The following is a 12,251-nucleotide window of genomic DNA, read 5'->3' as shown; positions in this document are numbered from 1 at the left end:
GAGCCAATCAGTCGCCGCCCCCGAGAGGGGGAGGATGGGAGGGGGCGGGCCTTCATTTGCTTTTCCGGCTAAGCATCAAAGTCCTTCATCGAATCTATCCATGTCTGGTTCCGGCTTGGCCGGCTTATGAATTCGGCGGCGACAGCGCCGAGGACATCAGTCGCGCCGTGATGTCGACAATCGGAATTACCCGTTCGTAGGCCATGCGTGTTGGCCCGATCACGCCGACGGTACCGACCACCTGTCCCTCGGCGGTATAGGGTGCGGTGACCACACTGCATTCGTCAAGCGAGTCGATGCCCGATTCGCTGCCGATGAACACCTGCACACCGGCGGCTCGGTGCGACAGTTCAAGCAGGTGGGCGAGGCTGGTGCGCTGCTCGAACATGTCGAACAGGCGGCGCAGACGCGCTATGTTGGACGACAGGTCTTCGACGCCGAGCAGGTTCTTCTCGCCGCTGATGACGTATTGCTCGCCGGTATCGGCCTGATTGCCGGCGCTGAGCGCGGCTGTCATCAGTTCGCTCAGGTCCGAACGCAACTTGCGCAGTTCCTCGTGCAGGCGGGCGCGCATCTGGTCAAGATCGAGGCCGAGGAAATTCTGGTTGAGGTAGTTCGCCGCTTCGACCAGTTCGGATGGCGAATAATCACGCTGGGTGAGCAGAATGCGGTTCTGCACTTCGCCATCGTCGGTGACGATGATCAGCAGCACGCGCCGCTCGGAAAGGCGCAGAAACTCGATCTGGCGCACGAGCGGCGTCTGCCGCCGCGGCGCGATAACGACACCGGCGAACTGCGTCAATTGCGAGAGCAATTGCGAGGCCTGGCTGAGCACGCGCTGGCGATGGATGGGCTGGATAACGTCTTCGATCTCGGAGATTTCCTGCTGCGCCAGGGGCTTCACCGTGAGCAGGGTATCGACGAAGAGGCGATAGCCGAGCGGGGTCGGTATCCGTCCGGCGGAAGTGTGCGGGCTGGTGATAAAGCCCATTTCCTCGAGATCGGACATGACGTTGCGGATGGTCGCCGGCGACAGTTCAAGCTCGGAGTAGCGCGACAGCGTGCGCGAGCCGACCGGCTGACCTTCGACGATATAACGTTCGATCAGGGTCTTGAGCAGGGTTTGGGCGCGGACATCAAGCTTCATGCCGGCCATTTTATCGGAATAGCCGCCGCAGCAAATTATGGTTTAATCGCCAAATGGATGAGGTCTACAACAAGCCGGTCAAGACCGTCGCGCTGATCGGGAAGCCGCGCAGTCACGATATCGTCGAACCCATCAACGCGATTGCCGCGTGCCTCAGGGAAAAGGGCGTCAGGGTGCTGATCGAATCCGGCACCGCGGCATTGCTTGACGATATGAGCGATCACGCCGATACAGTGGCCGATTACGCCGTACTGGGCGCGCAGGCCGATGTGGCGATTGTCGTTGGCGGCGACGGCACCATGCTCGACGCCGCGCGGCGCCTTGGCACACACGGCGTGCCGCTGGTCGGCGTCAATGTTGGCCGCGTCGGTTTCATGACCGATCTGTCGCGTTCTGAAATACGGGCTGGCATCGAAGAGCTGCTCGCCGGCAAATTGCTGGTCGAACGCCGCTTCCTGCTTGATGTCACGATCATTCGTGACGGCGAGGACGTATGCAACGCCTTGGCCTTCAACGATGTGGTCGTAAACAAGGGCGAGATTGGCCGCATGATCGAACTTGAAGTCCGGGTCGATGACGAGTTCCTTTATGTGTTGCGCGCGGACGGCATGATCGTGTCAACGCCGACGGGTTCTACTGCCTATGCCTTGTCGGCCAATGGCCCCATTCTTCATCCGGCGGTGCCGGGCATCGCCATTGTGCCGCTCTGCCCGCACGCGCTATCGAACCGGCCGATCACCATTCCCGATAGCAGCGTGGTCGAGCTGTTATTGCTGCCGCCGCACGATGCGCGGGTACACTTTGACGGTCAGGGCATGTTCGATACGCGTGCCGGCGATTGCGTGCGCGTGGCGCGTGCACCGCACACTGTGACCCTTCTCCACCCGCAGGGCTACAGTTATTTCGCGATGCTGCGCGAGAAGCTGCATTGGAGTTCAACGCCGCGTGGGAGTTAACCCGCATGATTGCCAGCGCCACCCACGAGCATGAAAATGCGTAAAGGCAAATTGAATGTCCCCCACCCCCATACCTGCTCCAGGGCTCGCTTTGCACAGCTCGCCCGTCTCGGCGGCACAAAGCGATGCTTTGCGAATTCCCGCCTCAATCCCCGGGGCGGGGCTGCCAATAAGCTCGCTGCGCTCGATATCACACCGGGCGCTGGTTCTGGTTTTTCACATTAACGGCGAGTAATGTGTGTGCTGACATGGCATTCGTCAAACTTGCTACCTCGACGCAGAAATGCGCCACGTGTGACCGCTGGAGCGGGTCGCGGCAACGCAGTGCCGACGGTTCGCAAGTCGAGTTCGATGATGGTGAAACCAATGGCATATGTGCCGGCGGTCCATGGGACGGCAATGTGCGCCATCCGCTTACGCGCTGCGGCCGCTGGATTATCTGGGTAGTGCCACAATAAGCCCCATGTTGCGTCATCTGACTATTCGCGATTTCGTCATCGTCGATCGCCTCGAACTTGATTTCGAGGGCGGCTTCGGTGCGCTCACGGGCGAGACCGGCGCGGGCAAATCGATCCTGATTGACGCATTGTTGCTGGCCTTGGGCGAGCGCGCCGATGCCGGCGTAGTGCGCGCCGGTTGCGAGCGGGCCGAAGTCAGCGCGGAGTTCGACCTTGCCGACGGGAGCTCATTGACGAATTGGCTGCACGAGAACGATTTCGATGCCGGCGGCGGCTGCCTGCTGCGGCGCGTGGTCGATGCCGGGGGACGCTCACGTGCCTACATCAATGGCGCGGCGGCAACAGTGATGCAACTCAAGACCGCCGCCGAATGGCTGGCGGACATTCACGGCCAGCATGCGCATCAATCCTTGATGCGTAGCGAAGCACAACGCCGGTTGATCGACGCACAGGCTGGCTTGAGCGGGCTTGCCAATGATGTGGCCAAGGCCTATCGGAACTGGCAAAAAATCAGAGACGCGCGCGAGAACGCCGAGAGCGATGCCGAGGCCAGCGCGAAAGAGCGCGAGATGCTGGAATGGCAGGTCAGGGAGCTGGAGACGCTGGGTTTCGATGCGCAGCAGTGGCAGGACGACAACCAGGAACATCGTCGTCTCGCTCATGCCGCCGGGCTGATCGAAGGTTCGGCCGCCGCCGTCGCCATGCTTGATGGCGACGAACAGTCGGCGCTGCTTGTCGTCGATGCCGCGCTCAATCGGGTGCGCGACCTGATCGACATCGATGCGGCGCTGAAGGAACCGGCCGATCTGATTCAAGGCGCGCGCATCCAGCTCGACGAAGCCGTGCATGCGCTCAACCGCTATCGCGACCGGCTTGAGCTGGATCCGCAACGCCTCACCGAACTCGAAGCGCGCCTGCAGGCCGTGATGGCACTGGCGCGCAAACATCGGGTACAGCCGGAGGCGCTGGGGGAAATGCAAGCTTCACTGAATGAACGGCTGCAGGATTTGCGCCTTGCTTCCGATCCGACCGCTCTGGCCGAGCATGAGGCCGCGGCAAAAAATGAATTTGATGCCCTGGCGAAGAAACTCAGTGCCGGGCGCAGGCGCACGGCAAGCGACTTGTCAAAACGGGTAAGCGAGGTAATGCAGCATCTGGCCATGGCCGGTGGCAGTTTCGACATTGCGCTCGAACCCGTGAAAGAGCCTGCCGGCTATGGCCTGGAAACCATCGAGTTTCGCGTCAGCGCGAATACCGGACAGCCTTTGCGCCCTCTTGCGAAAGTGGCTTCGGGGGGCGAACTGTCGCGCATCGGGCTGGCGATCCAGGTCATCGCCAGCCAGTCGGCACAGGTACCGACGCTGATCTTCGATGAAGTGGATGCCGGCATCGGTGGCGGGGTGGCGGAAATCGTCGGGCGTATGCTCAAGCAACTGGGCAAGGAACGTCAGGTGCTATGTGTGACGCATTTGCCGCAAGTGGCGGCGCAGGCCGACTGGCAATGGTCGGTCGCCAAGGAAACGGTGCAGGACAGCACCTTGAGCCGCCTTACCGCGCTTGACACTGCCGCGCGCATTGAAGAACTTGCGCGCATGCTTGGCGGCGTCAAAGTGACCGAGACGACGCGCCAGCATGCCAGGGAGATGCTGGCGATCCGGAAAGAAAAATAGTCGCCAGCCCGGTGGCGATGAACATCGCAGCGGCGATATGGCGGATCAATTTCAGTGGCAGGCGTTCGGCCAGTTTATGACCGATCAATACGGCCGGCACGTTGGCCAGCATCATGCCCAGCGTGGTGCCGACCACGACCCAGACCAGGGAACCGCTGAATTGCGCGCCCAGGGCAACGGTCGCAAGCTGGGTCTTGTCGCCCATTTCGGCAAGAAAGAAAGCAATGAGCGTAGTAACGAAGGCGCCGGCACGGCTTTCTTTGGGGTCATCGTCGAGCGAATCCGGATGCAGGGTCCATAGGCCGAAAGCGATGAACACGCCCCCGGTAATCCTGGGCAGCCAGTGCGGCGGAATCCAGTGCGCGATCCATGACCCGGCAGCGCCGGCCAGGGCATGGTTGGCGATGGTCGCCGCGAATATGCCGGCGATGATCGGCAGCGGTTTTTTCAGGCGCGCGGCGAGAACAAAGGAGAGCAGTTGGGTTTTGTCGCCGATTTCGGCCAGCGCGACCAGCACGGCCGAGGTAAGAAATGCTTCCATGTGCATATTGCCTGCGCTAGGGGCGGCAGGTCTTCAGACGGGGTTTTTGACTTCAGGGCAGCGGGGCGGGCAGTTGCCCTCGGCATCGAGATGCTGGCAGTCGTCTTTCTGCGGACAATCCTTTTGTCCGGGGCAGCCGGGTTTGGTACAATCCGCGTAAATATACAGTGCGTGTTCGCGGATGGCGAAGCCGCGCTCGGCGGCGATGCGTTTTTGCCGCGCCTCGATCTCGGCGTCGTAAAACTCCTCCACCTTGCCGCATTGCAGGCAGACCAGGTGGTCATGGTGCTTGCCTTCATTCAGCTCGAAAATAGCCTTGCCGCTTTCGAAAAAATGGCGTTGCACCAGTCCGGCGTGCTCGAACTGCGTCAGCACCCGATATACCGTGGCGAGACCGATGTCGATGTCTTCGGCGATCAGGTGACGATAGACATCCTCGGCCGTCATGTGCCGTGCATCCGTCTTTTGCAGCAGTTCAAGAATGCGCAGACGCGGATAGGTTACCTTGAGGCCGATGCTCTTGAGATTGTCGGAATTCGTCATTTAAGCTGAAGAAGTCGGGGAAACATAAGGCTTATGATATAGTTTTCGGCCTACTTCGAGGATGATTATCGCACCGCGATACAGAATGCCAATGAGGCGACTTTTCCTGCTGCCACTTGTTTTGCTCACTGCCTGCGGCGAAATGCCGAAGCTGCATGCCCCGCCCCTGGCTCTTGGCGACTACTTTTCCGTCTATCACCTTGATATCCGTCAGGGTAACTTCGTCACTCAGGAAATGGCGTCGCAACTGAAGCCGGGACAGACGCGAGAACAGGTGCGCTTTGTGTTGGGAACGCCGCTGTTGACCGACCCCTTCCATGGCAATCGATGGGATTACGTCTATCGTTACGACTCCGGCAAGGGCGATGTTCAACAGCGCCGTCTTACGGTCTATTTCGAAGACAATAAGCTGGCGCGCGTCGATGGTGATGTCGTGCCAGCGGATATGAATGCGGCGCCGAAGCCGGAAGCGGCCAAATCGGCGGCGCCAGTTCAAACTCCCGCTGCCCCGTAGACCAGCATGAGCAAGATACGAGTTGCCATTGCAGGCAGCAGCGGACGCATGGGTCGCACCTTGATCGAGGCGGTACTCGCCGTACCGGATGCTGAACTGGCGGCAGCGCTGGAACATCCGGGCAGCCCGTTTATCGGCAAGGATGCGGGCGAACTGATGGGTTCCCGTTGCGGCATTTCCATCAGCACCGACATCGATGCGGCCCTGAGCCAGGCCGACTGCCTGATCGACTTCACCCGCCCGGAAGGCACGCTCCAGCACCTCGCGGCCTGCCGCAAGCTTGGCGTGCATCTGGTCATTGGCACCACCGGATTTAGCGTGGAACAGAAGCAAGTCATTGAAGAAGCCGCACGCGATATCCCTATCGTATTTGCGCCCAATATGGCGGTGGGCGTTAACGCCGTGTTCAAGCTGCTCGATGTCGCAGCCCGGATTTTGAATCAGGGCTATGACGTCGAGGTCATCGAGGCCCATCATCGGCACAAGGTGGATGCGCCTTCCGGCACGGCGCTGCGCATGGGCGAAGTGGTGGCCGAGGCACTGGGTCGTTCCCTGCCTGAATGCGCGGTGTATGGGCGCGAGGGGCATACCGGCGAGCGCCCGCCAACCCAGATCGGTTTTTCGACCATCCGCGGCGGCGATATCGTCGGTGACCACACGGTGCTCTTCGCCGGCACCGGAGAACGCATCGAAATCACCCACAAGTCCGCCAGCCGCATGCCCTATGCACAGGGGGCGTTGCGTGCCGCACGCTTCATGCACAACAAGAAGCAGGGCCTGTTCGACATGCAGGACGTGCTGGGCCTGCGTTAGGGCGGTTTCTCACGTTCGCGTTGCCGGGCATAGGGCTTGCAGGTATAATTTTGCGGTTTGCCGAGACGGGCCGCGCAGCCCCTGATCCTGTCCGGTCCCCCGATGCCGATCTTAGGAGTTCGCCGTGTCCCAGTTGCCGTCCGCCCTGCTAGCGCTCGCCGACGGCACGGTATTCAAGGGCAGGTCGATCGGCGCCGCGGGCAGCAGCGTGGGCGAGGTGGTGTTCAATACCTCGATGACCGGCTACCAGGAAATTCTCACCGATCCGTCATACTGCCGGCAGATTGTCACTCTGACTTATCCGCATATCGGCAATTACGGCATCAACGCCGAGGATGCCGAATCGCCTCGCATCCAGGCCGCGGGCCTGGTGATCCGCGACCTGCCGCTGGCGGTGTCGAACTTTCGTAGCGCACAGCCCCTGGATGCTTATCTGAAGGCACAAAATGTGGTCGGCATTGCCGACATCGATACGCGCAAGCTGACGCGCATCCTGCGTGAAAAAGGTGCCCAGGCCGGTTGTCTGGTGGCGGGCGAAAAACTCGATGCCACAGCAGCGGTGGCGCAGGCGCGTACCTTTCCGGGGCTTGCCGGCATGGATCTGGCCAAGGTGGTCAGCATCGACAAACGCTATGACTGGAACGAGGGTGAATGGGCCCTGGGCAATGGATATGCGGCGCAGAGTGAAACAAAATTCAACGTGATTGCCTATGATTTTGGCATCAAGCGCAATATCCTGCGCATGCTTGCCAGTCGCGGCTGCAAGCTTGCCGTAGTGCCGGCGCAGACGCCGGCGGCCGAAGTGCTGGCACTCAACCCCCATGGCATCTTCCTCTCCAATGGCCCGGGCGACCCCGAGCCCTGCGACTATGCCATTGCGGCGATCCGCGAATTTCTTTCACGTTCGCTGCCGGTATTCGGCATCTGTCTCGGCCATCAGTTGCTCGGTCTGGCGAGCGGCGGCAAAACCTCCAAAATGAAATTCGGCCACCATGGCGCCAATCACCCGGTGCAGGATCTGGATTCCGGCCGCGTCATGATCACCAGCCAGAACCACGGTTTCCAGGTCGATGAGACCACCTTGCCGAAGAATGTGCGCGTGACGCACCGTTCCTTGTTCGACGGCACGGTGCAGGGCATCGCGCTGACGGATCGGCCGGCATTCAGTTTCCAGGGGCATCCCGAAGCCAGCCCCGGTCCGCATGATGTGAGTTACTTGTTTGATCGTTTTATCGACATGATGGAAAAGAAAAAAATATGAAGCCACAGAGGCCACAGAGAAAAACAAACCTTAGCGTTTTGTTTTTGAATTTCCTCTGTGATCTCTGTGTCCTCTGTGGCTAAAGGGTTTTATGCCAAAACGCACTGACATCCATTCCATCCTCATCATCGGCGCCGGCCCGATCATCATCGGCCAGGCCTGCGAGTTCGACTATTCCGGCGCCCAGGCCTGCAAGGCGCTGCGTGAGGAAGGCTACAGGGTCATCCTCGTCAATTCGAACCCGGCCACGATCATGACCGATCCGGAAATGGCCGACGTGACCTATATCGAACCGATCACCTGGCAGGTGCTGGAAAACATCATTGCCAAGGAGCGCCCCGACGCGCTGCTGCCGACCATGGGCGGACAAACGGCACTCAATTGCGCGCTCGATCTGGCGAAAAACGGCGTATTGAAAAAATACGGTGTCGAAATGATCGGCGCTTCCAAGGAGGCCATCGACATGGCCGAGGACCGCGAGAAGTTCAAGCGGGCGATGTCCCGCATCGGACTCGGCTCGGCACGCTCCGCGATTGCGCACAGCCTCGAAGAAGCGCTCCAGGTGCAGGCGGCGCTTGGCTTCCCGGCCATCATTCGCCCCTCTTTCACGATGGGGGGCAGCGGCGGCGGCATCGCCTACAACCCGGAAGAGTTCGTCGAAATCTGCAAGCGCGGCCTTGAAGCTTCGCCTACCAGCGAGTTGCTGATCGAAGAGTCGCTGCTCGGCTGGAAAGAGTTCGAGATGGAGGTGGTGCGCGACCACAAGGACAATTGCATCATCGTCTGCTCGATCGAGAATCTTGACCCGATGGGGGTGCATACCGGCGACTCGATCACCGTCGCGCCGGCGCAGACGCTCACCGACAAGGAATACCAGATCCTGCGCGATGCCAGCATCGCCGTGTTGCGCGAGATCGGCGTCGATACCGGCGGTTCCAACGTGCAGTTCGCCATCAACCCCGATGATGGCCGCATGATCGTGATCGAAATGAATCCGCGTGTGTCGAGATCAAGCGCGCTGGCGTCGAAGGCAACGGGGTTCCCGATCGCCAAGATCGCGGCCAAGCTCGCAGTGGGTTATACGCTCGACGAATTGAAGAACGATATTACCGGCGGCGCCACGCCGGCCTCGTTCGAGCCTTCCATCGACTATGTCGTCACCAAGATTCCGCGTTTCGCGTTCGAAAAATTCCCGCTCGCCAATGACCGCCTCACTACGCAGATGAAGTCGGTGGGCGAGGTCATGGCCATCGGACGCACTTTCCAGGAGTCGTTCCAGAAGGCGCTGCGCGGGCTTGAAATCAGTGTCTATGGTCTCGACCCGATCGAAGCCGAGCGCGATGAGATCGATCACGAACTGGCCAATCCCGGGGCGTTGCGCATCTGGTACGTCGGCCAGGCCTTCCGCACGGGTTACACGCTGGACGAGATATTCGCTCTCACCAGGATCGATCCCTGGTTCCTGGTGCAGATCGAGGACATAATCAAGACCGAAGCCTGGATCGCCAGTCAGTTGCTCGCCGAGATGGATGCGGATACCCTGCGCGGCTTGAAGCGCAAGGGCTTTTCCGATCGCCGTATCGCCACGCTGCTCAACAGCACTGAAACGGCGGTACGCGAACTCCGCCGCGCGCTCGGCGTGCGGCCGGTGTTCAAGCGCGTCGATACCTGCGCCGCCGAGTTCGCCACGACGACCGCCTATATGTATTCGACCTATGAGGAAGAATGCGAAGCGCGGCCGACGAACCGGAAAAAGATCATGGTACTCGGCGGCGGCCCCAACCGTATCGGGCAGGGCATCGAGTTCGACTATTGCTGCGTGCATGCTGCGCTGGCGATGCGCGAGGACGGCTATGAGACCATCATGGTCAATTGCAATCCCGAGACCGTGTCGACCGACTATGACACTTCCGACCGGCTCTACTTCGAGCCGCTGACGCTGGAAGACATTCTCGAAATCGTCGATGTCGAAAAACCGCTCGGCGTGATCGTGCAGTTCGGCGGCCAGACGCCGTTGAAGCGCGCGCGCGAACTCGAAGCCAATGGCGTGCCCATCATCGGCACCACGCCGGACATGATCGATGCGGCCGAGGACCGTGAACGCTTCCAGAAATTGCTGCACGATCTGGGTCTCAAACAGCCGCCCAACCGCACCGCGCGCGCGTCCGAGCAGGCCATCGCCCTTGCGGACGAGATCGGTTATCCACTTGTGGTGCGGCCGAGCTATGTGCTGGGCGGCCGCGCCATGGAAATCGTGCATGAACAGAAGGACCTCGAGCGCTACATGCGCGAGGCGGTGAAGGTGTCGAACGATTCACCGGTATTGCTCGACCGCTTTCTCAACGATGCCACCGAAGTCGATGTCGATGCTCTCTGCGACGGCAAGCAGGTGGTGATCGGCGGCATCATGGAACACATCGAACAGGCCGGCGTGCATTCGGGCGACTCCGCCTGTTCGCTGCCACCCTTCTCGCTGACGCCGAAGATCCAGGACGAAATGCGCCGCCAGACGGCAATGATGGCCGAAGGGCTCAACGTCGTTGGACTGATGAACGTGCAGTTTGCGATTCAAGGCAAGGGCGAGGAGGCAGTCGTCTATGTGCTCGAAGTGAATCCGCGCGCGTCGCGTACCGTTCCCTTCGTGTCCAAGGCGACCGGTATCCAGTTGGCCAAGGTGGCGGCGCGCTGCATGGCCGGGCGCAGCCTGGCCGATCAGGGTATGACGCGCGAAGTGATACCGCCCTATTTTTCCGTCAAGGAAGCCGTTTTCCCGTTCATCAAGTTTCCCGGTGTGGACAGCATCCTTGGCCCCGAAATGAAATCTACCGGCGAAGTGATGGGGGTCGGCCGCAGCTTCGGCGAGGCCTTTATCAAGTCGCAGATTGCCTCGGGGATGCGCATGCCGACTTCGGGCAAGGCCTTCGTCAGCGTCAAGCAGGGCGACAAACAGAAGGCTGTCGAAGTCGCACGCGAACTGCACGAACTCGGCTTCAACCTGATAGCGACCAGAGGTACTGCCGCCGTCATCGAAGCTGCCGGCTTGCCGGTAACACTGGTGAACAAGGTGACCGAAGGCCGGCCCCATATCGTAGACATGATCAAGAACAACGAGATCAATTTCATCGTCAATACCGTGGAAGAAAAGCGCACCGCGATCGCCGATTCACGCTCGATCCGCACCTCGGCCATGGTGCAGAAGGTCACGCTGTATACCACCATCGAAGGTGCGCGCGCGGCATGCGAGGGCATGCGCCACCTTGGCGCGCCGCAGACCTATGCCTTGCAATTGCTGCACAAGGAATTGTCGTGAGTAAAGTTCCATTGACCTTGCGTGGCGCCGAGCTGCTCAAAGCCGAACTGCATCGCCTCAAGACGGTGGAGCGCCCATCAGTAATTGCCGCGATTGCCGAGGCACGCTCGCACGGCGACCTTTCGGAAAATGCCGAATACGATGCCGCCAAGGAACGCCAGGGTTTCGTCGAGGGCCGCATTGCCGAGGTCGAAAGCAAACTCTCGAACGCGCAGATCATCGACCCCAGGTCGCTGGATGCCGACGGCCGCGTGGTGTTCGCGGCGACCGTCGAACTGGAAGAAATCGAGAGCGGCAAGACCGTGCTCTACCAGATCGTCGGTGACGACGAAGCCGACCTCAAACTGGGCAAGATTTCGCTGAAGTCCCCCGTGGCGCGCGCCCTGATCGGCAAGTTCGCCGGGGATGTCGCCGAAGTGCAGACGCCAGGCGGGATGCGTGAGTATGAGATACTCGATGTGCGATATGAATAAGGCATACCCGGAGACATGAGCAAGCTCGCGGAAGCGCTGTATTCGGTAGCGATTTCGCTCTGGGTCGGCGGGCTGTTCGCCATCGGTTATCTGGCCGCGCCGGTGTTGTTTCATGAACTGGCAGACCGCACGCTGGCCGGCAATCTGGCCGGCGCCATGTTCACCTTTGTCGCTTACGCAGGTTTCGCCTGCGGCGGTTATCTGTTGCTTTACCTGCTGTTCAATCGCGGCTGGCGCGCGCTCAAGTCGGGCGTTTTCTGGATCGTGCTGGCGATGCTGGCGCTGACCTTCGCCGGCCATTTCGGTATCCAGCCGATCCTGGCGCAACTGAAGGCCGACGCGCTGCCGCGACAGGTAATGGAGAGCGCATTGCGCGACCGTTTTGCCGCATGGCACGGCATTTCCAGCGGCTTTTACCTGCTGCAAAGCCTGCTGGGTTTATGGCTTGTAGTTTGGCAGGAACGCGCCAAACGTTAGGAAGCGCCGATTAACCCCGTTCGCATTGAGTTTGTCGAAATGCGCGCTCGTCGAATCATGGGATCTTCGGTTTCACTCAGGGCAGGCT

12 protein-coding genes are annotated in these 12,251 nt (G+C 60.5%); 9 read left to right on the top strand and 3 right to left on the bottom strand.

Going from position 1 to position 12,251, the window contains the following annotated elements; genetic code table 11:
• Window positions 1-124: 124 nt before the first annotated feature.
• Window positions 125-1,156: a heat-inducible transcriptional repressor HrcA gene (hrcA, locus tag K5E80_RS06300; RefSeq protein ID WP_246590893.1), complete on the bottom strand. Its 1,032-nt coding sequence runs from the start codon at window positions 1,154-1,156 to the stop codon at window positions 125-127.
• A 44-nt stretch (window positions 1,157-1,200) separates the two neighbouring features.
• Between hrcA and K5E80_RS06295 the strand changes: the two genes are divergently transcribed.
• The 3 genes from K5E80_RS06295 (at window position 1,201) to recN (ending at window position 4,231) form a co-directional block, all read left to right on the top strand.
• A complete protein-coding gene (locus K5E80_RS06295; RefSeq protein ID WP_220635362.1) occupies window positions 1,201-2,103 on the top strand; it encodes an NAD(+)/NADH kinase in 903 nt (300 codons plus the stop codon).
• A gap of 248 nt (window positions 2,104-2,351) precedes the next feature.
• Window positions 2,352-2,561 carry a hypothetical protein gene (locus K5E80_RS06290; protein WP_220635361.1) on the top strand — a complete coding sequence of 70 codons (210 nt, stop codon included), beginning with the start codon at window positions 2,352-2,354 and terminating at the stop codon, window positions 2,559-2,561.
• A 5-nt stretch (window positions 2,562-2,566) separates the two neighbouring features.
• Window positions 2,567-4,231, top strand: a complete 1,665-nt coding sequence (gene recN, locus K5E80_RS06285) for a DNA repair protein RecN (RefSeq protein WP_220635360.1) — start codon at window positions 2,567-2,569, stop codon at window positions 4,229-4,231.
• Here the strand turns inward: recN and K5E80_RS06280 are convergent.
• Both K5E80_RS06280 and fur read right to left on the bottom strand, forming a co-directional pair.
• On the bottom strand, window positions 4,167-4,772 hold the full coding sequence (locus K5E80_RS06280) for a TMEM165/GDT1 family protein (protein WP_220635359.1): 606 nt from the start codon (window positions 4,770-4,772) through the stop codon (window positions 4,167-4,169). The two genes, recN and K5E80_RS06280, sit on opposite strands and share 65 nt — an antisense overlap.
• A 33-nt stretch (window positions 4,773-4,805) precedes the next feature.
• Entirely contained in the window at window positions 4,806-5,315 is a 510-nt protein-coding gene (fur, locus tag K5E80_RS06275) for a ferric iron uptake transcriptional regulator (protein ID WP_220635358.1), read from the bottom strand.
• Between the two features lie 91 nt (window positions 5,316-5,406).
• On the opposite strand from fur, the gene K5E80_RS06270 reads away from it, so the two are divergent.
• From K5E80_RS06270 to K5E80_RS06245, 6 genes are all read left to right on the top strand, one after another.
• The gene (locus tag K5E80_RS06270; protein ID WP_220635357.1) at window positions 5,407-5,829 is read left to right on the top strand and encodes an outer membrane protein assembly factor BamE; all 423 of its coding nucleotides are present in this window, start codon (window positions 5,407-5,409) and stop codon (window positions 5,827-5,829) included.
• Between the two features lie 6 nt (window positions 5,830-5,835).
• Window positions 5,836-6,642, top strand: coding sequence for a 4-hydroxy-tetrahydrodipicolinate reductase (dapB, locus tag K5E80_RS06265; RefSeq protein ID WP_220635356.1), 807 nt, complete (start codon window positions 5,836-5,838; stop codon window positions 6,640-6,642).
• A 124-nt stretch (window positions 6,643-6,766) separates the two neighbouring features.
• A complete protein-coding gene (gene carA / locus K5E80_RS06260) occupies window positions 6,767-7,903 on the top strand; it encodes a glutamine-hydrolyzing carbamoyl-phosphate synthase small subunit (protein WP_220635355.1) in 1,137 nt (378 codons plus the stop codon).
• 91 nt (window positions 7,904-7,994) lie between these two features.
• On the top strand, window positions 7,995-11,213 hold the full coding sequence (gene carB, locus K5E80_RS06255; RefSeq protein WP_220635354.1) for a carbamoyl-phosphate synthase large subunit: 3,219 nt from the start codon (window positions 7,995-7,997) through the stop codon (window positions 11,211-11,213).
• Window positions 11,210-11,686: a transcription elongation factor GreA gene (gene greA, locus K5E80_RS06250; RefSeq protein WP_246590892.1), complete on the top strand. Its 477-nt coding sequence runs from the start codon at window positions 11,210-11,212 to the stop codon at window positions 11,684-11,686. Before carB ends, greA begins: the two co-directional genes overlap by 4 nt.
• A 15-nt stretch (window positions 11,687-11,701) precedes the next feature.
• Entirely contained in the window at window positions 11,702-12,163 is a 462-nt protein-coding gene (locus K5E80_RS06245) for a DUF4149 domain-containing protein (protein WP_220635352.1), read from the top strand.
• Window positions 12,164-12,251: the final 88 nt, after the last annotated feature.

Source organism: Georgfuchsia toluolica (assembly GCF_907163265.1).
Lineage (GTDB): Bacteria > Pseudomonadota > Gammaproteobacteria > Burkholderiales > Rhodocyclaceae > Georgfuchsia > Georgfuchsia toluolica.
This window is presented reverse-complemented; position numbering and strand designations above follow the sequence as displayed.